General features: G+C 75.1%; 22 protein-coding genes. 1 reads left to right on the forward strand and 21 read right to left on the reverse strand.

All coding sequences use genetic code 11. The annotated features are described in order from the left end of the window. Positions 1-20: 20 nt before the first annotated feature. From B9L22_RS17140 to mraZ, 21 genes are all read right to left on the reverse strand, one after another. Positions 21-542, reverse strand: coding sequence for a GNAT family N-acetyltransferase (locus B9L22_RS17140; RefSeq protein ID WP_233140212.1), 522 nt, complete (start codon positions 540-542; stop codon positions 21-23). Further along, the gene (locus B9L22_RS17145) at positions 539-1468 is read right to left on the reverse strand and encodes an RluA family pseudouridine synthase (RefSeq protein ID WP_043655591.1); all 930 of its coding nucleotides are present in this window, start codon (positions 1466-1468) and stop codon (positions 539-541) included. Before B9L22_RS17145 ends, B9L22_RS17140 begins: the two co-directional genes overlap by 4 nt. Further along, on the reverse strand, positions 1465-2151 hold the full coding sequence (locus tag B9L22_RS17150; protein ID WP_086151281.1) for a signal peptidase II: 687 nt from the start codon (positions 2149-2151) through the stop codon (positions 1465-1467). Before B9L22_RS17150 ends, B9L22_RS17145 begins: the two co-directional genes overlap by 4 nt. 59 nt (positions 2152-2210) lie before the next feature. After that, positions 2211-2672, reverse strand: coding sequence for a TraR/DksA C4-type zinc finger protein (locus B9L22_RS17155; protein WP_021482712.1), 462 nt, complete (start codon positions 2670-2672; stop codon positions 2211-2213). A gap of 138 nt (positions 2673-2810) precedes the next feature. Continuing rightward, complete coding sequence (locus B9L22_RS17160) at positions 2811-3485, reverse strand: DivIVA domain-containing protein (RefSeq protein ID WP_034652912.1); 675 nt, start codon at positions 3483-3485, stop codon at positions 2811-2813. 226 nt (positions 3486-3711) lie between these two features. Beyond that, complete coding sequence (locus B9L22_RS17165) at positions 3712-4002, reverse strand: YggT family protein (protein ID WP_021482710.1); 291 nt, start codon at positions 4000-4002, stop codon at positions 3712-3714. A gap of 151 nt (positions 4003-4153) precedes the next feature. Then, positions 4154-4639 (reverse strand): cell division protein SepF, encoded by a 486-nt coding sequence (locus tag B9L22_RS17170; RefSeq protein WP_034652914.1) that lies wholly within the window; start codon positions 4637-4639, stop codon positions 4154-4156. 139 nt (positions 4640-4778) lie between these two features. After that, positions 4779-5585: a polyphenol oxidase family protein gene (locus B9L22_RS17175; RefSeq protein ID WP_233140213.1), complete on the reverse strand. Its 807-nt coding sequence runs from the start codon at positions 5583-5585 to the stop codon at positions 4779-4781. 34 nt (positions 5586-5619) lie between these two features. Next, entirely contained in the window at positions 5620-6957 is a 1338-nt protein-coding gene (gene ftsZ, locus B9L22_RS17180) for a cell division protein FtsZ (RefSeq protein ID WP_076406550.1), read from the reverse strand. 149 nt (positions 6958-7106) lie between these two features. Continuing rightward, positions 7107-8177 (reverse strand): cell division protein FtsQ/DivIB, encoded by a 1071-nt coding sequence (locus tag B9L22_RS17185; protein WP_086151282.1) that lies wholly within the window; start codon positions 8175-8177, stop codon positions 7107-7109. Further along, positions 8177-9655, reverse strand: a complete 1479-nt coding sequence (gene murC, locus B9L22_RS17190; protein ID WP_369824861.1) for a UDP-N-acetylmuramate--L-alanine ligase — start codon at positions 9653-9655, stop codon at positions 8177-8179. The genes B9L22_RS17185 and murC overlap by 1 nt, the downstream gene beginning before the upstream one ends. Beyond that, entirely contained in the window at positions 9652-10800 is a 1149-nt protein-coding gene (gene murG / locus B9L22_RS17195; protein ID WP_086151283.1) for an undecaprenyldiphospho-muramoylpentapeptide beta-N-acetylglucosaminyltransferase, read from the reverse strand. The genes murC and murG overlap by 4 nt, the downstream gene beginning before the upstream one ends. Before the next feature lie 127 nt (positions 10801-10927). Continuing rightward, complete coding sequence (gene ftsW / locus B9L22_RS17200) at positions 10928-12274, reverse strand: putative lipid II flippase FtsW (protein ID WP_086151284.1); 1347 nt, start codon at positions 12272-12274, stop codon at positions 10928-10930. Positions 12275-12286: 12 nt separating this feature from the next. Beyond that, a complete protein-coding gene (gene murD, locus B9L22_RS17205) occupies positions 12287-13735 on the reverse strand; it encodes a UDP-N-acetylmuramoyl-L-alanine--D-glutamate ligase (protein WP_086151285.1) in 1449 nt (482 codons plus the stop codon). Then, positions 13735-14817: a phospho-N-acetylmuramoyl-pentapeptide-transferase gene (gene mraY, locus B9L22_RS17210; RefSeq protein WP_021483305.1), complete on the reverse strand. Its 1083-nt coding sequence runs from the start codon at positions 14815-14817 to the stop codon at positions 13735-13737. The genes murD and mraY overlap by 1 nt, the downstream gene beginning before the upstream one ends. Continuing rightward, complete coding sequence (murF, locus tag B9L22_RS17215; RefSeq protein WP_086151286.1) at positions 14814-16262, reverse strand: UDP-N-acetylmuramoyl-tripeptide--D-alanyl-D-alanine ligase; 1449 nt, start codon at positions 16260-16262, stop codon at positions 14814-14816. Before murF ends, mraY begins: the two co-directional genes overlap by 4 nt. Further along, entirely contained in the window at positions 16259-17914 is a 1656-nt protein-coding gene (locus B9L22_RS17220) for a UDP-N-acetylmuramoyl-L-alanyl-D-glutamate--2,6-diaminopimelate ligase (protein WP_086151287.1), read from the reverse strand. The genes murF and B9L22_RS17220 overlap by 4 nt, the downstream gene beginning before the upstream one ends. Positions 17915-18029: 115 nt before the next feature. After that, entirely contained in the window at positions 18030-19748 is a 1719-nt protein-coding gene (locus B9L22_RS17225) for a penicillin-binding protein 2 (protein WP_233140214.1), read from the reverse strand. Positions 19749-20122: 374 nt separating this feature from the next. Beyond that, positions 20123-20572, reverse strand: a complete 450-nt coding sequence (locus B9L22_RS17230; RefSeq protein WP_074810049.1) for a hypothetical protein — start codon at positions 20570-20572, stop codon at positions 20123-20125. Beyond that, complete coding sequence (gene rsmH, locus B9L22_RS17235; RefSeq protein ID WP_086151289.1) at positions 20569-21630, reverse strand: 16S rRNA (cytosine(1402)-N(4))-methyltransferase RsmH; 1062 nt, start codon at positions 21628-21630, stop codon at positions 20569-20571. The genes B9L22_RS17230 and rsmH overlap by 4 nt, the downstream gene beginning before the upstream one ends. A gap of 168 nt (positions 21631-21798) precedes the next feature. Beyond that, complete coding sequence (gene mraZ, locus B9L22_RS17240) at positions 21799-22233, reverse strand: division/cell wall cluster transcriptional repressor MraZ (protein ID WP_031316739.1); 435 nt, start codon at positions 22231-22233, stop codon at positions 21799-21801. 437 nt (positions 22234-22670) lie between these two features. On the opposite strand from mraZ, the gene B9L22_RS17245 reads away from it, so the two are divergent. Continuing rightward, a complete protein-coding gene (locus B9L22_RS17245) occupies positions 22671-23678 on the forward strand; it encodes a MoxR family ATPase (RefSeq protein WP_198947338.1) in 1008 nt (335 codons plus the stop codon). Position 23679: the final 1 nt, after the last annotated feature.

Raw genomic sequence — 23679 nt, forward strand, 5'->3', positions numbered from 1 at the left:
CGGCGCCCCGCCGAGACCGGTCAGACGTCGGTCGTGAGGGTCTTGGCGGCGTCGCGGTGGTCGATGCCCGCGTCGAGGTAGACGGGCCCGGACACGGCGTACCCGAGCCGCTCGTAGAAGCCGATCGCCTGGACCTGGGCGGAGAGGAGCACGCGCACGGCGCGGCGTCCGTCCGGTCCGGGGGCCGCGTGCTCGGCGAGCGCGACCTCCTCCAGCGCACGCATCACCGCGGCGCCCGCGCCGGTGCCGCGCGCGACCGCGGCGACCGCGACCCGGCCGACGTGCACCTCTCCCGGGTGCGCGGGGTCTGTGAGGAGCCGGCCCGTGCCGACGACCTCCCCGCCCCGCTCGCGGTCCCGGACGAGCACGTGCGTGGTCGTCCCCGCGGTGTCCAGGTCGTCGATCTCTTCCTCGACCGGGACGCCCTGCTCGTCGACGAACACCGCGAGCCGCAGCGCGTGCGCGGCGGCCAGCCCGGCGTCGTCGACCACGCGCTCCACGGCGAGCCGGGCGTCGCCCGACCCCGAGGCGGCGACGGTCACGCGTACGCCCCGCGCAGCACCTCGAGCGCGTGCGCGAGGTCGTCCGGGTACTCGCTCGTCAGCTCGAGCCACTGCCCGGTCGTGGGGTGCTCGAACCCGAGGCGCATCGCGTGCAGCCACTGGCGCGTCAGGGACACGCGCGAGGCCAGCACCGGGTCGGCGCCGTACGTGAGGTCGCCGACGCACGGGTGCCGCAGCGCGGAGAAGTGCACCCGGATCTGGTGCGTGCGACCCGTCTCGAGGTGCACCTCGACGAGGGACGCGGCGGGCAGCATCTCGAGCACCTCGTAGTGCGTGACCGAGGGCTTGCCCTCCGCCGTGACGGCGAACTTCCAGTCCGCGCTGGGGTGCCGCCCGATCGGCGCGTCGATCGTCCCGGTGGTGGGCTCGGGGTGGCCCTGGACGAGCGCGTGGTAGACCTTCTCGACCGTGCGCTCCTTGAAGGCGCGCTTGAGCGCGGTGTACGCGACCTCGCTCTTCGCGACGACCATGAGCCCCGACGTCCCGGCGTCGAGGCGGTGCACGATGCCCTGGCGCTCCGCGGCGCCCGACGTCGAGATCCGGTACCCCGCGGCCGCGAGGGCGCCGACGACGGTCGGGCCCGTCCAGCCCGGCGACGGGTGGGCCGCGACGCCGACGGGCTTGTCGACGACCACCAGGTCGTCGTCGTCGTGCACGATGCCCATGCCCGGCACGGGTTCCGCGACGACCTCGACGGCGGGCGCGGCGTCGGGCACGTCGACCTCGAGCCACCCGCCCGGGACGAGCCGGTCGGACTTGCCGACCTCGCGTCCGTCGAGGCGGACGGCGCCGCCCGCGGCGAGCTCGGCGGCCCGCGTCCGCGAGAGGCCGAGGAGCCGGGACAGCCCGGCGTCGACCCGCTCGCCCGCGAGGCCGTCGGGCACCGGGAGCGACCGGAGGCTCACCGCGCCCCCTCGTCGTCGGTCCGCGTGGCGGTCGGCTCGGGTGCGGGCCCGGACGTCGGCTCGACGGCGTCGTCCGCGCTCGTCCCGGGGTCCGCGTCGTCGCCGCCGTGGCGCGTCCCGTCCAGCCCGATCCCGAGCACCGACAGGACGGCGATCATCACGGCCGCGGCCACGATCGCGATGTCCGCGACGTTGCCCACGAACCAGTTCGCGTAGGCGATGAAGTCGACGACGTGCCCGCGCGCGAAGCCGGGCTCCCGGAAGAAGCGGTCGACGAGGTTCCCGAGCGCGCCGCCCAGCAGGAGGCCCAGCGCGACGGCCCACGCGCGCGAGCCGATGCGGCTCACCATGCGCACGACCACGACCACGACCGCGACCACGACGATCGTCAGGAGCCACGTCATACCGGTCGCGATGGAGAGCGCCGCACCCGGGTTGTAGATGAGCCGCAGGCCGAGCAGCGACCCCACGAGCGGGATCGTGTCGTCGCCCAGCGTGAGGCTCGACTCCGCCCACCACTTGGTGAGCTGGTCGAGCACGAGGACGAGGACGGCGAGGACGACGGTCCACACGACGAGGACGCGCCGCGGACCGCGCCGGACGGCTCCTGCGGAGGGGTCGGCGGTCGCCTGCGGGGAGACGTCGGCGGGATCGGTGGGCTCGGGGCGCGCGGAGGTGGACATCGGCGGCAAGTCTGCCACGTCGTCGCCCCGGTCGACGCGGCCCCGCGACGGCCCGGTGCTCAGCGCCGCTCGGCGCGCTGCTTGGCCTCGACGGAGAGGTTCGCGCGCGGGAACGCCTGCAGGCGCGCCTTGCCGATCGGCAGCCCGGTCTCCTCGCACGTCGCGTACGTGCCGGCCGCGATGCGGTCGAGCGCGTGCGACGTCTGCGCGAGGAGGTCGCGCACGTTGTTGACGAGCGTCAGCTCCTGCTCGCGCTCGAGGGCGCTGGACCCCGAGTCGGCCTGGTCGTCGCCGGCGCCGTCACCGGAGTGGCGCAGGAGGTTCGACAGCTCCTCGTCCGCGACGGCGAGCTCCCCCTCCAGCCGCTCCTTCTCGGCGAGCAGCTCCGCGGCGAGCTCCTCGGCCTCCCGCAGGGTCCAGGGCTCCTCCCCGTCGCGCACGGGGAAGGACTTGACGTCCTTCGCGAGGTTCGGGAAACGGTCGCGCACGGCCGAACGGGCCGCGGTGGTGAGCTTGGTCATGTCGCCCCTCCAAGTTCGAGTCACGCGAGAGTAGACGCAGCGGCCGGTACGCACAACACACCACGCCGGTCCGCCGAGGCGGGAGTGAAGGCGCAGGTGCGAGGCGTACCGGCCGCTGCCGGACGGTCGACGCAGGTGCTAGATGCCGGGAGCGAGGTCGCTCGTGCGGCTCGCCCCGCCGACGTTGCTGCGCGGCGGGAGGGCGCTGCCCCGGTTGTCCAGGTCGCCCAGCAGGTTCTGCAGGTAGCTCTTGAGACGCGTGCGGTAGTCGCGCTCGAAGATCCGCAGCTCGTCGATCTTGCGCTCGAGGAGCGAACGCTCCTGCTCGAGCTGCGAGAGCGTGCGGTGCGAGGTCTCCTCGGCCTCGCGCACGATGCGCGAGCCCTCCTCCTTGGCCTCCGCGATGAGGCGGTCGCCTTCCTCCTGGCCGGAGCGCACGTAGTCGTCGTGCAGCTTCTGGGCCAGCTGGAGCATGCCCGTCGCCGACTCGGGCTCCGCCGCGTTCTTCGTGACGACGGCCTGCGAGATCGGGGCGGGGCGCACGGGCTCCGGCTCCGGCTCGGGCGCCTTCGGCGTCTCGACGACGGGGGGCTGCACCGCAGCGCTGGACGCGTCGGCCCGGCTGAGCTCGGCGAGACGACGCTCCGCCGCAGCGAGCTTCGACTTGAGGTCCTCGTTCTCCTCCTGCACGGAGTTGAGGGTCCTCACCACCTCGTCCAAGAAGTCGTCGACCTCTTCGACGTCGTAGCCCTCGCGGAACTTCGTCGCCGAGAACTTCTTGTTCAGGATGTCCTCTGCAGTGAGCAGTGCCATCGGTTCACCTCATAGCGTTTGCGTGTCGGTCCGGGCGACCTCGCGATCACCAGACTCCAAAGTAGCGGACATTGCCCTCAGGGGCGGGTGCAGCCGCGCCGTCGCGCGCCGTCGAAACCGTGCCGACGGCGTGCAGCGTGCGCGGGCGTGCGGTGGGGGTCGGGGCGAACCGGACGTAGCGGCCCGGTCCGGGCCGTCCGGACACCCCGATCGGGTGACGTGCGTCTCAGAGCGAGGACACGATCTGCGCCGCGATCGTCACCGCGAAGAACAGGATGATGAACGCGAGGTCGAGGCGCACCTGACCCAGCGAGAGCGGCGGGATGAGCCGGCGCAGCGCGCGCAGGGGCGGGTCCGTCGCCGAGTAGATCACCTCGGCGAGCACCAGCAGGACCCCCCGGGGCCTCCAGTCGCGCGCGAAGAACTGCACCCAGTCGAACACGAGCCGACCGATGAGCAGCAGCAGGTAGAGCCAGAGCAGGAATCCGACGATGCCTGTGATGAGGTCCCAGATCACGGGTCAACTGTGCCAGACGCACCGCCCCCGGCCCCGCCGGGGACACGCGCTACGCCCAGGGCGGACGCGCAGGAGGGACGGGCGCGTCACCGCGTCCGTCCCTCCGTGCGTGCGGCGCGTGCTCGGCGGGTGCACCGCGCCGCGCGCACGCTCAGCTCTGGTTGTAGAAGCCCGCGCGACCGGGGGCCGGCGCGGCGGCCTGCTCCTCGCCGGTGATCTCGACATGCTCGGGCGAGAGCAGGAACACCTTGTTGGTGACGCGCTCGATGGCCCCGTGCAGCCCGAAGATGAGGCCCGCGGAGAAGTCGACGAGGCGCTTCGCGTCCGCGTCGTCCATGTCCGAGAGGTTCATGATCACGGGGGTGCCGCCGCGGAACGCCTCGCCGATCACGCGCGCGTCGTTGTACGACCGCGGGTGCACCGTCGTGATCCGCCGCAGCTCGGCCGCCGACATGCTCGTCTGCGGCACCTCGCGCGGCCCGAGCGCGCGGTGCAGCGGCGTCACCGGTGCCTGGTAGTCGTGCGCCACGTCCGCCCCCGTCTCGTCGAGCTCGTCGACGTACTCGTCCTGCTCGTCCTCGCCGCGATCATCAGCGAGGCCCAGATACAGCATGGTCTTGCGCAGCGCTCCCGCCATGGGCCTTGCTCCGTCCTCGATCGATCCTCGGTCCACCGGCCGTCGGACCGGTGCGTTCACGCTAACCGAGGGTGCGCGGCGAGCCCCGGACGACACGCCCGGCGTGCGCAACCTCGTGCGGAGGTCGGACCGAGCCGTCTCACGCGCCGGTGAGCGCCACGAGCCCGGCGAACCGGCCGGTCGTCGTGCCGCGGCGCGCCGCCCGACGGTGCGAGAAGAACCGCTCGTCCTCGATCGTGCACGCCGGGACGCGCACGACGTCCGCCACGCCCGCCGCGACGAGGTCGGCGACGACCCCGGCGGGCAGGTCGAGCGCCGGCGTCCCCCAGGACGTCGTCGACCACGTGGCCGGACGTGCGAGCGCGACGTCGTCGCGCATCCACGCGGGCACCTCGTAGCACCGCCCGCACGCGCTCGGCCCGACGGCGGCCCGCACCCGGTCGACCCGCGCGCCGGCGGCGACGAGGGCGGCCAGCGCCGCGTCGACCACCCCGTGCGCGAGGCCGCGGCGCCCGGCGTGCGCGACGCCGACGACGCCCGCCTCGGCGTCCGCGAGGAGGACGGGCACGCAGTCGGCCACGAGGACGCCCAGGCCCGCGCCGCGGGACGGGGCGACGAGGGCGTCCGCCTCCCCCACCGTGTCGACGGGGTCCGCACCGCGCGGCGCAGGCTGCACCGTCGCGACGCGGGTGCCGTGCACCTGCGTCGCGAAGGACGCCGGCACGCCGAGCCACGCCGCCGCGCGCGCACGGTTGGCGCGCACCCGGTCGGCGTCGTCGGTCACGTTCAGCCCGAGGTTGAGCGTGTCCCACGGCGCCGGCGAGAGCCCGCCGTCGCGCGTCGTGAAGCCGGCGCGCACCCCCGGCCCGAGGTCCACCTCGAGCACGACGGGAGGGGCGGCGCCGTCGGCACCACCCCTCCCGTCCTGCACGGTCCCGGCGCTCACGCGGCCCCGCACCGCGCCACGCGGTCGCGCACCGTCACTTGAGGAAGTCGGGCACGTCGAGCTCCTCGACCTTGCGGCGCGGGGGCTCCTCGTCGAAGATCCGCGGGGGCACGTCGACGCCCTCGTTCTGACCGCCCGGCACCGCCTCCGCGTTGTGGTTCCCGGCGTCGCCGGAACCGACCACGGTGAACGGCGCGGGGGCGACCGGCTGCACCGGCACCGGGCCGTGACCGCCGTCGAGCGTGACGGGGACGTCGTCGGCCTCCGGCTGGATCGGCACGACCGGCCGCGGCAGCGTGTGCGCGCCCGTCGTCGGAGCCGGCGGCACGGCCCGCGCGGCGGGCACGACCGGGATCGCGCTCGTCGCGGGGCGCTGCGCGCCCGCCACCTGGCCGAGCGCGCGCGCGTCGCCCCGCACCTGCGGGGCACCGCCGTCGAAGCCGGCCGCGATGACGGTGACACGGACCTCGTCGCCCAGCGCGTCGTCGATCACGGCGCCGAAGATGATGTTCGCCTCGGTGTGCGCGGCCTCGTGGACCAGGCGCGCCGCCTCGTTGATCTCGAACAGGCCGAGGTCGGAACCACCCTGGATGGAGAGCAGCACGCCGTGGGCGCCGTCGATGCTCGCCTCGAGGAGCGGCGACGAGATCGCCATCTCGGCGGCCTGCACGGCGCGGTCGTCGCCCCGCGCGTTGCCGATGCCCATGAGGGCGCTGCCCGCGCCCTGCATGACCGACTTGACGTCCGCGAAGTCGAGGTTGATGAGACCGGGGGTCGTGATGAGGTCGGTGATGCCCTGGACACCGGACAGCAGCACCTGGTCCGCCTGGTGGAACGCCTGCAGCGCGCTGACGTTGCGGTCCGACATCGACAGGAGGCGGTCGTTCGGGATGACGATGAGGGTGTCGACCTCGTTGCGCAGGTTCTCGATGCCCTGGTCCGCCTGGACCGAGCGGCGGCGGCCCTCGAACGTGAAGGGCCGCGTCACGACGCCGACGGTCAGCGCGCCGAGCGAGCGCGCGATGCGGGCGACGACCGGTGCGCCGCCCGTGCCGGTGCCGCCGCCCTCGCCCGCCGTGACGAAGACCATGTCCGCGCCGCGCAGCACGTCCTCGATCTCCTCGGCGTGGTCCTCGGCCGCCTTCTTGCCGACCTCCGGGTCGGCGCCGGCGCCGAGACCGCGCGTGAGCTCGCGGCCGACGTCGAGCTTGACGTCCGCGTCGGACATGAGGAGCGCCTGGGCGTCCGTGTTGATGGCGATGAACTCGACACCCTTGAGGCCGACCTCGATCATCCGGTTGACGGCGTTCACGCCCCCACCGCCGATGCCGACCACCTTGATCACTGCTAGGTAGTTCTGCGGAGTTGCCACGTCAATGCCTCTCGATCGGTCAGCCCTGAACCTTCACCCTCAAGTAGAGGGTTATAGTTATGTCAGGTCGTTCATGGGTCGACCGTAGGTGTCGACGTGCCCATCATCAACGACCGCCTCGCGCGTGTCGGGGATCGCCACGCGCGCTTTCACCGCGTCACCGGGAGCCGCGGGGCCGAGACGTCATACACGGTGACCCCCGCGTTCTCCGGGACGGCCCGGAGCGTCTGCAGGACGCGCACCTTCAGCGCCGCCTCCTCGGAGCTCCCCCACTCGACGACGACCCCGTCCCGCAGCGTCATGCGGACCGCGTCGCGCGTCGGCGCCGAGACCTCCGCGACCTGCGCGTGGAGGTCCGCCGGGAGCGCGTTGAGCAGCACGAGCGCGGCGTCGAGCGCCCGCGCCCCCTGGTCGTCGAGCGGCGCGTCGATCTCCGGCAGCCCCTCGGGCACGACCGGGTCGGTGCGCACGTGGACGCCGTCCGCGTCGAGCAGCGCGAAGCCGTCGTCCACGGGCACCGCCACGACGGGCTCGCGCGACTCGAGGAGCACGGCCAGCCCCGAGGGCCACGCACGCCGGATCTCGACGTCGCGCACGCCGTTGAGGTCGAGCACCTGCTCGCGCAGCGCGACCGTGTCGAGCCGCGGCAGCGGCACGCCGTCCGCGGCGGCGACCACGTCGCGGACCTGCTGCGGGTCGATCACCGTGCCCTCGCCGGAGACCGTGACCTTGTCGAGGTCGAGGCCGAGCACGGGCGAGAAGAACGCCACCCACGCGAGACCGGCGACGACGAGGAGCCCCGCGGCCCAGCCGAGGACGCGCGTGCGGACCCGGTGGCGGCGCATCGCGTCGCGCTCGGCGAGCCGCTCGGCCATGCCGTGCGAGACGACCCCGATCGGGGCGGCCGACGCGCCGCGCGGGACCGACGTCGTCGTGCCGGCGCCCCGGCTGCCGCCACCGCGCGCGGCCGGAGGACGACCGGTGCCGGGTCGGCCGCCCGACGAGCGCACGAGCTCGGAGCCCGGCGCCGCGACGCGGCGCACCGGTCGCGTCGCCGTGTCCTCGACCGGCGCCCGGCGCGCGCCGGCGGGCGGGGCCGGTTTCGCGGAGCTCGGGGCCGGCTTCGCGGGGTCCGGGGCCGCGGGCCGTCCGGCCCGCTCGCCCGCGCCCGACCGGCCCGGCCGCGGCGCGGCGGGACGAGGCTGGGGCGGCGGACGCATCAGGCCTCGCCTCCTCCGGGCGCCGGGGCACCGTCGCGACGCGCGCGGAGGCGCTCGAGGACGACGGCACCCAGCTCCGTGACGTCCCCCGCTCCGACCGTGAGCACGAGGTCGCCCGGGCGGGCGGCGTCCGCGACGCGGTGGGCCGCCTCGACGCGGTCCTCGACCGCGGCGACGACCACGCCGGGAGCGTCGACCAGGTCGGTGATCGTGCGCGCGCTCACGGCCGGGTCCGGCTCCTCGCGCGCCGCGTAGACGCCCGTGACCACGACCTCGTCCGCGCCCGCGAGCGCCTGCGCGAACTCGCGCGCGAACGTCGCGGTGCGCGAGTACAGGTGCGGCTGGAACAGCACGAGCACCCGGCCGCCGGCCGCGACGGGCCGGGCGGCGGCGAGCAGCGCGGCGACCTCGGTCGGGTGGTGCGCGTAGTCGTCGACGACCCGCACGCCGCCCGCCTCGCCGCGAGCCTCGAAACGACGGCCGGTGCCGAGGAAGCCGTGCGCGGCCGCGACCGCCGCCGCCGGGTCGACGCCGAGCACGACCGCCGTCACGACGGCCGCGGTCGCGTTGAGCGCGTTGTGGTGCCCCGGCACGCGCAGCAGCAGCTCGAGCCCGTCGAGGCGCGCCGCACCGACCGTTCCGGTGAGCGACGCCCGCACTCCGGGTCGACCCGCCTCGTCGGTGGGGGCCACGTCCGCGACGCGCACGTCGGCGTCCGCGGACGTGCCGTACGTGACCACCGCTCCCCCGGCCCGGGCGTGGGACGACGCGAGGGCGCGCGCCCCCGCGTCGTCGGCGCACGCGACGAGCGTCCCGCCCGGGACGATCCGCGCGGCGAAGTCGACGAACGCCTGCTCGAACGCGGCACGCGACCCGTAGTGGTCGAGGTGGTCCGGCTCGACGTTGGTGACGACGGCGACGTCGGGGGCGTAGTTGAGGAACGACCCGTCCGACTCGTCGGCCTCGGCCACGAGGACGTCCGACCCGAGGTGGCCGCCCGCGACGGGGCCGTCCTCGGTGAGCACCGTGCCGCCGATCGCGAACGACGGGTCGAGGCCCGCGCCGCGCAGGACGGTCGCGATCATCGCGGACGTCGTGGTCTTGCCGTGCGCGCCCGCCACGGCGACGGACCGGCCGCGCGCCATGAGCGAGGCCAGCGCCTGCGAGCGGTGCAGCACGCGCAGCCCGGCCGCGCGCGCCGCGGCGAGCTCGGGGTTCGTCTCGCGCACCGCGCTCGACACCACGACGGTGTCCGCGCCGGCGACGTGCGCGGCGTCGTGCCCCACCCACACCCGGACGCCGTCGGAGCGCAGCGCGGCGAGCGCGTCGCCCTCGCGCGCGTCCGAGCCCTGGACGGGGACGCCGTGCGCGGCGAGGAGACGGGCGACGACGGACATCCCCGCGCCGCCGATGCCGACGAGGTGGACCGTGCCGAGCGCCTCGAGCGCGAGCGGGCCCTCGCCCGACGCCGCCGTCACGCCCGTGCCCCCGACGCAGCGGCGACGGCCTCGGCGACGAGGTCCGCGACCCGCGCGGCGCCGTCGCGCACGCCCGCTCCCGCGGCGGCCGCCGCCATCGCGTCGAGCCGGCCCGGGTCACCGAGCAGCGCCGGGACCTCGCGCGCGACCCACGCCGCGTCGAGCTGCGCGTCGTCGACGAGCAGGCCGCCACCCGCCGCGACGACGGGGCCGGCGTTGAGCCGCTGCTCCCCGTTGCCGATGGGCAGCGGCACGTAGACGGCCGGGATGCCCAGCGCCGCGAGCTCGCCCACCGTGCCCGCGCCCGCGCGGCACACGACGAGGTCCGCGACCGCGAGCGCGAGCTGCATCTCGGCGAGGTACTCGCGCACGTCGTAGCGCGCGCCGGGGTGGCCCGCGACGGCACCGGCCGCCGCCTCGCGCACCGCGCCGTCCTTGCCCTTGCCCGTCAGGTGGAGGATCTGCGTGCCCGCCCCGACGAGCGCGCCGGCGGCACCGGAGACCGCCTCGTTGAGGCTCTGCGCCCCCAGCGAGCCGCCGGTGACCACGAGCGTGCGCGCGCGGGGGTCGAGGCCGAGGCGCGCCGCGGCGTCCGCGCGCACCCCGGCGGCGTCCGCCGCCCGCGCGGCCACGAGGTCCTGGATCTCGCGGCGCAGCGGCAGCCCGGTGACGACGCCGCCCTTGAGCGGCGTGCCCTCGAACGTCACGCCGACGCGCGCGGCCCACCGGGCACCGAGGCGGTTCGCCAGGCCGGGGCGCGCGTTCTGCTCGTGGATCACGACCGGGACGTCGCGACGGCGCGCGGCGAGGTACGCGGGCGTGGAGACGTAGCCCCCGAAGCCGACGACGACGCGCGCGCCGGTCTCGTCGATGACGGCGCCCGCCGCGTCCACGGCGGACTTGAGGCGTCCCGGGAGGTTGACCCACTCCGCGCTGGGGCGGCGCGGGAGCGGGACGCGCGGCACGTGCCGCAGCGGGTAGCCCCGGGCGGGGACCAGGTCGTCCTCGAGGCCGCCCGCGACCCCGAGCGCGGTCACCACCACGCCGGGCTCACGCGCCCGGAGCTCGTCCGCCACCGCGAGGAGCGGGTTCACGTGCCCCGCCGTCCCGCCGCCTGCGAGCACCACCGAACCGATCGTCGTCACGTACCTCGTCGTCCTTCCCTGCGGCAGGTGCCGCGTCCTGTCCGTCGTGCGGAGGTCTGTCGTGCGGGGCGCGGGGCGTCCCACGGGTCCGGCGTCGCGGCCGGAGCGGCTGCGACCGCCGGGGAGGTCATCGCGCGGTCCGGCGCCGGGGGCGCGCCGCCCGGCCGACGACGGCGAGCGAGCGCCGCACGACGCTCCCCCGCGCGGCGAGCGCCTCGGCCGCGCCCGGTTCCGAGCGTGCGAACGAGATGAGCACGCCGAGCGCGGCCATCGTCATGATGAGCGCGGAGCCGCCCGCCGAGACGAGCGGCAGCGGGACGCCGATCACGGGCAGGAGCCCGATGACGACGCCGATGTTGATGAACGCCTGGCCGACGATCCAGCACGCGATCCCGGCCGTCGTGATCTTCACGAAGGGGTCGGGGTGGCGACGCACGATCCGACTCGTGGCGACTCCGACGATGACGAACAGCCCCAGCACGAGGAGCGTGCCGAGCAGCCCGAGCTCCTCGCCGATCACGGCGAAGATGAAGTCGTTGTGCGCCTCCGGCAGGTACGACCACTTCTCGCGGCTCGCCCCGAGACCGACGCCCGTGAGCCCGCCCGTGCCGAGCGCGTACAGACCGTGCATCGACTGGTAGCACTCGCCGAGGGTGTCCGTGCACTCGCGGTACGTCGCCATGATGCGCGAGAGCCGGTCGCCGCCCGACTGGTTGAGGATGAAGACGTACCCGACGACGAAGGCGGCACCGCCCGCCCCGAGGGCGAGCAGGCGCCCGTCGGCCCCCGAGACGAAGAACGCCCCCGCGATGATCGCCATGACGACGAGCGCCGTGCCGAGGTCGTGACCCGCGAGCACGAGGCCCACGACCGCGACCGCGACGGGGACCGCGGGGATCAGCACGTGCCGCCACTGCCCGAGCATCCGCTGCTTGCGCCCGAGCACGACACCGAGCCACAGCGCGAGCGCGAGCTTCGCGACCTCGGCCGGCTGGAACGTGAAGAGCCCGAGGTCGATCCAGCCCGTGTTGCCGTTGACGTTCTTCGCGAGCGGCGTGAACACGAGCATCTGCAGCCCGAGAGCCACGAAGAGCGCGGGCCATGCGAGCCGCTTGTACCAGTCGACCGGCACGCGCGTGGCGACGAGCAGGACGGGCAGGCCCATGAGGGCGAACTTCGCCTGGTCGAGGAACGCCCCGAACGGCGACTTGCCCGCGGCGATCTGCGTGACCGCCGAGCTGGAGAACACCATGACGAGACCGATGATCGCGAGCAGCGCCGTCGCGCCGACGAGCAGGTAGTAGCTCGTCACCGTGCTGTTCCACTGGCCGAGCCACGGGCGCTCGGCGGGCTCGGGCCGCGGGCGCCGCGGCTCGCGGGTCGTCGCCCGGCCCCGCGGCACCGTCCGGCTCGTGCCGGCCCGGGGGACGGTGCGCGTCGAGGGCGCGCCTCGCCCGTTCGCGGTCTGGGTCATGGGCTTCCCGGCCTACCCGTGGTCGGGGCGCAGGGCGCGCGCCGCCTCGGCGAACGCGTCGCCGCGCGCGGCGTACGAGCGGAACTGGTCCATCGACGCGCCGGCGGGCGCGAGCAGCACCGTGTCGCCGGCCTGCGCGAGGCGGCGGGCGGAGTCGACGGCGCGGGGCATCACGGTCCCAGTGTCGCCAGGATCCACGCGCACGACGGGGATATCGGGCGCGTGTCGGGCGAGCGCACCGGCGAACGGCTCGGCGTCGACGCCGATCAGCACGACGGCGCGCAGCCGGTCGGCGCGCGCGGCGACGAGGTCGTCGAACGACGCTCCCTTCGCGAGGCCGCCCGCGACCCACACGACGGTCCCGGGCGCGAACGCGGCGAGGGACGCGGACGCGGCGTGCGCGTTGGTCGCCTTGGAGTCGTCGACGTAGGCGACGCCGTCGACCGAGGCGACCTGCTCGATGCGGTGCGACCCCGTGCGGAACGCGCGCAGCCCGTCGCGGACCGCGACGGCCGGGACGCCGTGCGCCCGTGCCAGGGCGGCCGCCGCGAGCGCGTTCGCCACGACGTGGGCGGGCACGGCGCCGTCGGCGCCCGCGAGGTGCGACAGGTCGCCGAGCGTCGCGAGCTCGGCGGCGTGCGTGTGCCGGTCCGGAGCGTCCGCGGGCGCGTGGAACGCGCGGTCCACGAGCACGTCCTCGATGACGCCGAGCTGCCCGCGCGCCGGGGCGCCGAGCGTGAAGCCGACGGCGCGGGCCCCCTCGACGACGTCCGCCTCGCGCACGAGCGCCTCCGTGCGAGGGTCCGCGACGTTGTAGACGCACGCGACCCGGGCGTCCTCGAAGACGCGGCCCTTGTCGGCCGCGTAGGCGTCGATGCCGCCGTGCCAGTCGAGGTGGTCGGGGGCGACGTTGAGGACGGCGCCCGCCTCGGGGGACGTCGTGTGCGTGAAGTGGAGCTGGAAGCTCGACAGCTCGACCGCGAGCACCTCGAGCGTCGGGTCGAGCGCGGCCTCGACGACGGGCGTCCCGACGTTGCCGACCGCCGCCGTCCGCAGGCCCGCGGTCCGCAGGATCGTCTCGAGCATCTCGACGGTCGTCGTCTTGCCGTTCGTCCCGGTGACGGCGAGCCAGGGCGCGGGCCGCCCCGACGGGCCGGCGACGCGCAGGCGCCACGCGAGCTCGACCTCGCTCCACACCGGCACGCCGCGCTCCGCGGCGGCCACGAGCAGCGGGTGGTTCGGGCGCCAGCCCGGCGAGACGACGACGAGGTCCGTCGCCGCGAGGTCCACGTCCGCCGCGTCGTGCAGGTCGGCGTCGGCAGCGCCGTCGTCGAGCGTGACGACCGACGCCGCGCGCGGGCGGAGCGCCGCCGCGGCGGCGCGCCCGGACACCCCGAGGCCGGCGACGACGACGCGCGCACGCTCGAGCGGGACGGCGAGGTCGTGGGGGTCGCGTGCCACTAGCCGACCACCCACTCGGCGTAGAAGATCCCGATGCCGAGCGCCGCGAACAGCCCGGCGATGAGCCAGAAGCGGATGACGATCGTGACCTCGCCCCACCCGGACAGCTCGAAGTGGTGGTGCAGCGGCGCCATCTTGAACACGCGCCGCCCGGTCATCTTGAAGAACCCGATCTGGATGACGTCGGAGAGCACGATGATGACGAAGAGCCCGCCGATGATGAGCGCGAGGAACTCGGTGCGCGTGAGGATCGACAGGCCGGCGAGCGCGCCGCCGAGCGCGAGCGAGCCCGTGTCGCCCATGAAGATCTTCGCGGGGCTGGCGTTCCACCACAGGAACCCGAAGCACGCGCCGACGATCGCGGCGGCCACGATCGCGAGGTCCTGCGGGTCGCGCGTCTCGTAGCAGCTCGGCCCGGCCGACGCCAGGCGCTGGCAGGTCTGGTTGAGCTGCCAGATGCCCACGAGCACGTACGAGCCGAACACGATGAGCGAGACGCCCGTCGCGAGCCCGTCGAGACCGTCGGTGAGGTTGACCGCGTTCGACCACGCGGTGATGAGGAAGTTGGCCCAGAGCACGAACAGGATCAGCCCCACCGTGACGCCCGCGAACGCGAGGTCGAGGTTCGTGTCGCGCAGGAAGGAGATGCGCGTCGACGCCGGCGTGCGGCCGTGCTCGTTGGGGAACTGCAGCGCGAGCACCGCGAACGCGATCCCGACCGCGCCCTGGCCGATGATCTTCGCCCGGGCCGTGAGCCCGAGGCTGCGCTGCTTGCGGATCTTCGTGAAGTCGTCGAGGAAGCCGACGATCCCGAGCCCCGTCATGAGGAACAGGACGAGCAGGGCGGACACGCTCGGGAACCGCCCCGAGACGACGTACGACATCGCCCAGCCGAGCAGCGTCGCGCCGATGATGACGACCCCGCCCATCGTGGGCGTCCCGCGCTTGGTGAAGTGCGCCGTCGGGCCGTCCTGGCGGACGAACTGCCCGTAGTTGCGGTGCACGAGGAACCGGATGAACAGCGGCGTCCCGAAGAGCGCGACGAGCAGGGAGACGCCCGCCGCGACGATGATCGCGATCACGCGCGTTCACCTCCTGCCGCACCGGCGCCAGCGGCCGCCAGCTCGTCGCCGAGCCGCCACAGCCCGGACCCGTTCGAGGCCTTCACGAGCACGACGTCCCCCTCCTGCAGCTCGTCGCGCAGCAGCGCGGACGCCGCCTCGACGTCGGGGACGAAGCGCGTCTCGTCGCCCCACGACCCCTCCTGGGTCGCGCCGTCGTGGATCCCGCCGGCACCCTCGCCGACCACGACGAGCAGCTTGACGTTCAATCGGACCACGAGCCGGCCGATGTCGTCGTGCGCGACGCGCGAGTCCTCGCCGAGCTCCAGCATCTCTCCGAGCACGGCGACGGACCGCCGGTCGCGCCCCGCCATGACGGCGAGCGCCTTGAGCGCGGCGCGCATCGAGTCCGGGTTGGCGTTGTAGGAGTCGTCGATCACCGTGATGCCGTCGGGACGCTCGGTGACCTGCATCCGGTGCGGGCTCAGGGCACGCGCGTCGGACAGCCGGGCCACGACGTCGGGCAGCGCGACGCCGAGGCGCAGCGCGGCCGTCGCGGCCGCGAGCGCGTTCGTGACGTGGTGCTCGCCGACGAGGCCGAGGGTCACGCGCGCGCTCGTGCCCTCGCCGCGCGTCGCGTCGCCCGACGCGCCGGGGCGCACGCGCAGCGTGAAGGACGCCCGGCCCGTGCGGTCGATGCCCAGGTCCTCCGCGCGCACGTCCGCCGCGGGGATCGTCCCGAAGGTGACGACCTCCCCCGGCGCGACGTCGGCCATCGCCGCGACCCGCAGGTCGTCGGCGTTGAGCACGGCGACGCCGCCGGGCGCGAGGCCCGTGACGATCTCGGACTTGGCGCGCGCCACGGCCTCGATCCCGCCGAACTCGCCCAGGTGGGCGCTGCCCACGACGAGCACGACCGAGACGTCCGGGGGCGCGATGCGCGTGAGGTAGGTGAGGTGCCCCACGCCGCTCGCGCCCATCTCGAGCACGAGGAAGCGCGTGGACTCGTCGGCCTCCAGCACCGTGAGCGGCAGGCCGATCTCGTTGTTGAACGACCCGCGCGGGACCACGGTGGGACCCTCGGGGCGCAGGAGCTGGCCGAGCAGGTCCTTCGTCGTGGTCTTGCCCACGGAGCCCGTGACACCGACCACGCGCAGGTCGCCGCGCTCGCGCAGCGTCGCGAGCACGTGGCGGGCCAGCTCGCCGAGCGCGGCCTGGACGTCGTCCACGACGACGCACGGCACGTCGAGCTCGCGCGCGGCGAGGACGAGCGTCGCGCCCCCCTCGACGGCACCGGCGGCGTAGTCGTGACCGTCGACGTGCTCGCCCGGCAGCGCCACGAAGAGCGACCCCGGCGCGACCCGGCGCGAGTCGACGACGACGGGCCCCCCGACCCGGACCTCCGGGTCGGCGGACAGGCGTCCGCCGGTCGCTGCGGCCACCTGCGCCGCAGTGAGCTCGATCATGCGTGGTGCTCCTTCAGGTCGGGGGTGTCGTGGGGCGGCGTCGTCGCGGGGCGCTCCTCGAGCGCGGCCCGCGCCTCGACGCGGTCGTCCAGGGGGTGGTCGACGCCGGCGATCTCCTGCCACACCTCGTGGCCGCGGCCCGCGACGAGCACCGTGTCGTCCGGGCCCGCGGCGAGGATCGCCTCGCGGATCGCCCGGGCGCGGGGCGCGACCTCGAGCACGACGACGTCGCGCGGCTCGGGTGCGGCGGCCGCGGCCTCGCGCGCCGCGTGGGCGCCGGGCAGCACCTCCGCGCGGATCGCGGCCGGGTCCTCGCCGTGCGGGTCGTCGTCGGTCACGACCACGACGTCGGCGCCCTCGACCGCGACGCCGCCCATCGTGGGCCGCTTGCCGCGGTCCCGGTCGCCGGTCGCGCCGAACACGACCACGAGCCGGCCCGTCGTGGTGGGCCGCAGCGCGTCGAGCGCGAGGGCGAGAGCGTCCGGGTTGTGGGCGAAGTCGACGACGACGCGCGGCCGGTGGGGCGGCTCCGAGACGACCTCCATGCGACCCGGGACCGCCGGGTCGAGCCCGCCGGTCGCCGCGAGGGCCGTCTCGAGGTCGCGCGCGTCCGTGCCCGCCTCGAGCACGAGGGCCAGGGCGAGGGCGGCGTTGGCGACGTTGAAGTGCCCGGGCAGCGACGTCGTCGTGCGCACGCTGCGGCCGTCGCGGTGCCGCAGCGTGAACGCCGAGCCGCCCGCCTCCGACGGCTCGACGTCGTGGACGGTCCAGTCCGCCGCGGGCTGCTCGTCGCCCGCCGCGGTCGGGCTCACGCGCAGCGTGGCGACCGGGACGCGCGCGGCCGAGACCATCCGCTCGCCCCACGCGTCGTCGACCACGACGACGCCGCGGCGCGCGTGCTCGGGCGTGAACAGCAGCGCCTTGGCCTCGAAGTACTCCTGGAGGTCGCCGTGGAAGTCGAGGTGGTCCTGGCTGAGGTTCGTGAAGCCCACGACGTCGTAGACGAGCCCGTCGACGCGGTGGAGCGCGAGCGCGTGCGACGAGACCTCCATCGCGAGCGTGCGCACGCCGTCCTCGCGCATCGCCGCGAGCAGCGCCTGGAGGTCGGCCGCCTCCGGGGTCGTCAGGCGGCTCGGCAGCACCCGGTCGCCGGAGCGCATCTCCACGGTGCCGATGAGGCCGCCCGTCCAGCCGAGCGCGCGCAGCGCGTGGTCGACGAGGTACGTCGTCGTGGTCTTGCCGTTCGTGCCCGTCACGCCGAACGTCGTGAGGTCCTGCGCGGGGGCGCCGTACACCCAGGCCGCGACGGGGCCGAGGAGCGCGCGGGGGTCGGAGGCGACGAGCACCGGCACGTCGAGGCCGACGTCCGCGAGCAGGTCGGCGCCCTCGGCGTCCGTGAGGACGGCACGGGCGCCGCGGCCCACGGCGGCGGGCGCGAACCGCGCCCCGTGCGCCCGGGCGCCGGGCAGCGCCACGAAGAGGTCGCCCGCGTCGGCGGTGCGGTCGTCCGACGCCACCGACCACACCTCGACGGAGCCCGGTGCGGCGGCCGCGCCACCCGCGCGGACGTCGAGCCCGAACCGTGCTGCCAGGTCCGCCACCGACCGACGGGTGGTCGTGGCAGGGCGAAGACGGTCGATCGGGGATGTCACGTGTAGAACCTACCGTGCCGGGACGGGCCGCCCCGCAAGCCCGCGGGCCGGTGCACCCGGGCCGGGGCGCGCTTCACGGGACCTTCACCGGCGACCGGGAGAGGGGCGGTGAGGTTCACCACGTCGTCGGGAGCGGCACGTAGGGCTCGGTGCTCGGCTGGACGCCCTCGTGCTCGAGGGTGAAGCCCATGATCTCGCTGAACACCGGCGCCGCGACGACGCCGCCGAAGATCGACGAGTGCGGGTTCTTGAGGAAGACCGACACGGTGTAGCGGGGGTCGTCCGCGGGCGCGACGCCGATGAACGACGCCATGATCCCGGACAGCCGCCCGTCCTCGCCCGCCGCCTCCGCGGTGCCGGTCTTGCCCGCGACGCGGTAGCCGGGCACCGAGGCGCTCGAGCCGGTGCCCTCCTCCACGACGGACTCCATCATGTGCAGCACCGTGTCCGCCGTCTCCTGGGACACGACGCGCTCCGGCGCCGGGCGCTCCGCGGGCACGAGCTCGCCGCGCTCGTCCGTCGTCCCGGCGACGATGCTCGGCGTCGTGCGGACCCCGCCGTTCGCGATCGTCGAGAAGACGCTCGTCGCCTGGATGGCGTTGACCGACACGCTCTGGCCGAAGAGCACGGCGTACTCGGTGCGGCCGTCCCACGAGTCCGCCGGGTGCAGGATGCCCGCCGACTCGCCGGGCAGCCCGAGGCCGGACTTCTGACCGAAGCCGAACTTCCGCAGGTAGTCGTAGCGGACCTGCTTGGGGATCTTCTCGCCGACCTGGACCGTGCCCGTGTTCGACGACTCCGCGAGGATGCCCGCGAGCGTCAGGCGCTCGACGGGGTGGTCGTGCGAGTCCTTGAACGTCTGCCCGTTCGGGGTCGTGTAGCGGTCGGGCACCTCGAACCGCGACCCGGCGTCCGCGTGGCCGCCCTCGATGGCCGCCGCCATCGTGATGACCTTGCCCGTCGACCCGGGGTCGAACACGTTCGCCACGGCACGGCTCGGGCGGGCGACGGCGTCCGTCGAGCGGTCGTTCGGGTTCACCGTGCCCGAGTCCGCGAGCGCGAGCACCTCGCCCGTGCGGACGTCCTGCACGACGGCGATCGCGTACTCCGCCCCCGTCTCGCTCACCGCCCGGTCGATCGCGTCCTGCGCCTTCCACTGCACGTCGCGCACGGTCGTGAGGCGCACGTTCAGGCCGGGCACCGCCTCGACGACGTCGCACCGTCCCGTCGGGATGAGCTGTCCGCCGAGCCCTGCCTCGCACCGGCGCGAGCCCGGCGTCCCGGCCAGGACGTCGTCGTACGACGCCTCGATGCCGCCCCCGCCCGTCTGCTCGTCGTTGACGAAGCCCACGAGGTTGCCGGCGACCGTGCCCGCCGGGTACGTGCGCTCGCTCGTCATCGTCGTGCTGACGAACGCGGACAGCCGCAGGTCGGCGATCTGGCGCTGCACCTCGGGCGTGACGTCCTTCTCCAGGACGAGGTACCGCGACGTGCCGACGAGGTCGGCCGCCAGCTCGACCGCGGACCGGTCGAGGATCGGGGCGAGCAGCTTCGCGACGCCGACCGCGCCACCCTCCTCGAGCGGCTCCCCGTTGACGAGGTCGCCGGTACGGGGCTCGAAGCTCGCGATCGCCTGGAGGTCGGCCGCGACGGTGTACCGGTCCACCGAGGTCGCGAGCACCACGCCGTCGGCGTCCGTGATGTCGCCGCGGTGCGCGATCGTCGTCGAGCTGCGCGTGCGGTCGTTCTGGGCCTCGGCCGCGAGCGCGGGCCCGCGGAGCACCTGGACGTTGACGAGCTGCGCGATGAACACCGCGGTGATCACGCCCGCCACGACGATGAGCCAGCGCTGCCGACGCTCGGGCCGGCCCGGCTCGCGGGTCCCCCGGGCCGGACGGGCCGGCGGGCGGCCGGCGCCGCGCGGCGCCCGCGACACCGGGGCGCGCCCCGACGTGCTGCGCGTGGTCGACGTGCGACCGGACGTGGTGCGCCCCGTCGAGGCACGACCGGACGTGGCGCGCCCCGAGGCGGCGCCCGTCGAGGCGGCACGCGCGGGCGCAGGACCACCGGAGCGCGCACCCGCGGCCCGACCGGCGGACGCAGGACGGCCCCCCGAGGAGGCCCGGGAGGCCGCGGTGGCGGGACGGGGACGCGGGGTGCCCGCCGCCGGTCGTGACCGGCCGGTGCGCCCGGCGCCCGTGCCCTGCGTCACTCCCCCGCCCCCTCCTGCGCCACGCCGAGCACCGTGCCGTCGGACAGCCGGACCATCGCCGGGTCCTGCGCCTCGACCATGCCGAGACCGCGTGCGGTCTCCGGCAGCGCCGTCTTCTGCTCGGCGACCTGCAGCTGCAGGCTCTGCGTGTCCTGGGCCACGCGGCTCACCTCCCGGCGCAGCTCCGACATCTCGTAGGAGTTGCGCGCCATCGTCGTGTTCACCAGGAGAGCACACAGGAGCGCGGCGCCGAGGATCGACATGCAGACGACGAGGAACGGGACCTTGGAGCGCGCCTGCAGCGGCGCCCGGACGAGCTCGAGACGCGAGCGCAGCGCCCGCTCGGACGCGCCGCCCGGAAGGGCGGTCAGCGACGGGCGCGGTGCGGGCGCCGGCCGGGCCGGGCGCGGGAGCGGGCGGGCGGCGGTCGACCTCTGTGCGCTCATCGTGTCGTCTCCCCCGGGTCGTGCGGTCGGTCGGTCGGTCGGTGGCCGGGCGCCGCCGAGCGGCGAGCGGCGGACGGGCGGCGGTGCGGCGGTGTCGGGCGGGTGCGCTCGGCGGCACGCAGGCGCACGGACGCAGACCGCGGGTTCGTCTCGCGCTCCCCGGCCGGCGCCTCCTCGGCCCCCCGGGTCAGCAGGCGCAGGTACGGCTCGTCCTGCTCGGGCACGACCGGCAGGCCGGCGGGCGCGCTGATCGTCGCGCCGGCGGCGAGCACGCGCTTGACGATGCGGTCCTCGAGCGAGTGGTACGACTCGACGACGATGCGCCCGCCCACGGCGAGCACGTCCACCGCGGCGGGGACCGCGCGCTCGAGGACCTCGAGCTCGCCGTTCACCTCGATGCGCAGCGCCTGGAACGTGCGCTTGGCGGGGTTGCCGCCCGTCGTGCGGGTGGCCGCCGGGATCGACGCGCGGACGAGGTCGACGAGGTCCGCGCTGCGCTCCCACGGCTGCTGCTCGCGCCGGCGCACCACGGCCCGCGCGATCCGCTGGGCGAACCGCTCCTCGCCGTAGTCGCGCAGGATCCGGGTGAGCGCGCGCTCGTCGTAGGTGTTGAGCACGTCCGCGGCCGTGAGACCCACGGTCGGGTCCATGCGCATGTCGAGCGGGGCGTCGTGCGCGTAGGAGAACCCGCGCTCCGTCTCGTCGATCTGGAGCGAGGAGACGCCGAGGTCCATGAGCACGCCCTGGACCGGTGCGCCGACCACGTCCGCGACGACGTCCTCGATCTCGTCGTACACGGCGTGCACGGCGCGGAAGCGGTCGCCGAACCGGGCGAGCCTGCGCGACGCGCGGTCGATCGCCTCGGGGTCGCGGTCGATGCCGACCACGCGCGCCGTCGGCACCTGCTCCAGGACGGCCTCCGTGTGGCCGCCCATGCCGAGCGTGCAGTCGACGAGCACGGAGCCCGGCTCGCCGAGCGCGGGCGCGAGCAGGTCGACGCAGCGCTGGAGGAGGACCGGGACGTGCCGCTCGGCGGCGTCGTCGGGGGTGCTCGTCACGTCCTCCTCCTCTCCGTGCTGGTCGTCGTGCTCCGGTGCTGCTGCTGGTCGTGCTGTGCTGCGGGCCCCGTACGGTCAGGTCTCCCTCCGCGTCCTTTCTGGCGCCGGGGAAGTGCGCCAGACCGGGCGGGAGGAGGCCTCACCGTGCGGAGCCGGGGGTGCTCGGCCCTAGAAGCGCAGGTCCGGGAACACCTCCTCCGCGGTGTCGGAGTACGCCGACTCCTGCTCCGCGAGGTACGTCTCCCACGCCTGCGCGTCCCAGATCTCGACGCGCGTGCCGGCGCCGATCACGGCGACGTCGCGGTCGAGCCCCGCGTACGCCCGCAGGGGCGCGGGGATCGAGACACGTCCCTGCTTGTCCGGGATCTCGTCGCTCGCCCCCGAGAGGAAGACGCGCAGGTAGTCCCGGGCCTGCTTGCTCGTCACCGGCGCCTGCCGGATCTGGTCGTACATGCGCCGGAACTCGTCCATCGGCAGCAGGAACAGACAGCGCTCCTGCCCCCGCGTCATGACGAGACCCGGTGCGAGCCGCGACCGGAACTTCGCGGGGAGGATGAGCCTCCCCTTGTCGTCCAGACGCGGCGTGAAGGTGCCCAGGAGCAGGCCGGAGGAACCGCCGAGCACGTCGTCCACGAAGCCGGACATGCACCTGGCACCTCCCCTCCTGCTCCCTTCTGCTCCACGGTACTCCACTTCCCTCCACCGCTCTCGGCGAAAGTCCCGGGTTTCACCCGTCTTCGCAGGATCTCCGCAGGTCAGACGGGCTGGAGCGCGGTGGAGGGGAGGACTCCCCAGGGCGCGTCGCGCCCGCCTCCCGAGGGCCGCCGTCGGGCGGCGACCGCTTCCGGGAGCCGTTCGGCGGGTCCTGGGCGGCGGCGCCCCGGTGCCCGTGGAGGGAGAGGGAGGGGCACGGGCCGGTCGGGGCGGCCCCCGGGCCGGGGTCGGCGGACCTCCCCCCGTCTACTAGGCTCTTCCCACCCGCGGTCTCGCCGGTCCGCGGCCCTGCGCCACCGACGACGGAGGTCCCCGTGCTCCCCGACATCGCCCCTGTCGCGCCCTCCGACGAGCCCGGGTCAGGTCGCCTCGCCGGTCTCGACGAGCTGGTCGAGACCACCGGACGGATCCGCTCCGGCATCGAGTCCGTGGTCACCGGGCGGCCGGACCTCGTGACCGTCACCGTCGCCGTCCTCCTGGCACAGGGTCACCTCCTCGTCGAGGACGTCCCCGGCGTCGGCAAGACGACGCTCGCCAAGGCGCTGGCGCGCACGATCGACTGCAAGGTCGGCCGCATCCAGTTCACGCCCGACCTCCTGCCGAGCGACCTCACCGGCGTCAACATCTACCGCGCCGCGAACCACGAGTTCGAGTTCCGGCCCGGCCCCGTCTTCTCCAACATCGTCATCGGTGACGAGATCAACCGCGCCTCCCCCAAGACGCAGTCGGCGCTCCTGGAGTGCATGGAGGAGGGCCAGACGACGGTCGACGGCACGACCCACATGCTCCCGAGCCCGTTCCTCGTCGTCGCGACCCAGAACCCGGTCGAGATGGAGGGCACCTACCCGCTCCCCGAGGCCCAGCGCGACCGCTTCATGGCGCGGCTGACCGTGGGGTACCCCGACGTCGACGCCGAGCTGCGGATGCTCGACCGCCAGGAGACGGACAACCCCCTCGCGCACCTGCGGCCCGTGACCACCGGGGCGGACGTGCTGCGGTTCGCCGAGGTCGCGCGCTCGGTCCACGCGTCCACGGCCGTCAAGCGCTACGTCCTGGCGCTCGTCACCGGGACGCGCGAGCACCCGGGCCTGCGCCTCGGCGCCTCCCCCCGCACGACGCTCCAGCTCCTGCGCGCGGCGAAGGCCCTGGCCGCGATGGCGGGGCGCGACCACGTCCTCCCCGACGACGTGCAGTACCTCGCGGTGCCCGTGCTCGCGCACCGGCTCGTCGTCACCACCGAGGCACGGCTCTCGGGCCAGGACGCCGAGGCCGTCGTCGCGTCCCTCGTGGCGCAGACGCCGATCCCCGCGCTGGACGCGACCGAGCGACGCTGAC

The organism is Cellulosimicrobium sp. KWT-B (assembly GCF_002127155.1).
GTDB lineage: Bacteria > Actinomycetota > Actinomycetes > Actinomycetales > Cellulomonadaceae > Cellulosimicrobium > Cellulosimicrobium funkei.